Genomic DNA, 559 nt, shown 5'->3' with positions numbered 1-559 from the left:
CCGAGCCTGCTTCATAATGCTCATCTGTCCATGTCGTTAAAGTTCAAGCATTTTTTGCAAAGGATTGCTGGACGGCGGACGTCTCAGACGGCGGGCTGTCGCCGCGCCCTTCACGTCGTTTCGGTCCAAGTCGGCGGCGTGGATGATCCAGGGCGCTCCCTTACAGAGCTGATTCGCCGAGAGTTGCCCATCTTTGATCAGACGGCGCACGGTCGACGGACTAACGGATAGAGCTTCCGCAGCCTCGTCGAGCGTGACCTCGCCGCGCTCCCGGCGCTCGCCTTCCCGATAGGTTGGGATCGCATTGTGACTACGCAGGCTGCACACCCGCGATTGCGTCCAGCCGTTGCCTCGTCCCGTCGTTTTACCGGCCCGATTGAGCACTGCGGCGATCGCCTTGTCTGGCATCTGTCGTGCCAGCACGCGTACGAGATCGATGGTCTCGCCTTCGGCGCTCCAGCGGTGCTGGCCCGCGCGGTTCTTCTTGACCTTGAGAGCCGAATGGTCTCCGCCGTGCCAGCGGATGACGAGATCCAGCGCGTTGTCGTCGACGCGGACG

At 62.4% G+C, this 559-nt stretch carries 1 protein-coding gene; it reads right to left on the bottom strand.

Features of this window, described 5'->3' with window-relative positions; translation table 11 throughout:
* Window positions 1-36: 36 nt before the first annotated feature.
* Window positions 37-559 (bottom strand): helix-turn-helix domain-containing protein (locus V5F77_RS29070; RefSeq protein WP_429008513.1); only part of this gene is annotated, 523 nt, incomplete at its 5' end.

Source organism: Roseixanthobacter psychrophilus (genome assembly GCF_043195195.1).
Taxonomy (GTDB): Bacteria; Pseudomonadota; Alphaproteobacteria; order Rhizobiales; family Xanthobacteraceae; genus NCEH01.
The sequence above is the reverse complement of the archived record's forward strand: the minus strand, read 5'-3'. Positions and strand labels throughout refer to the sequence as shown.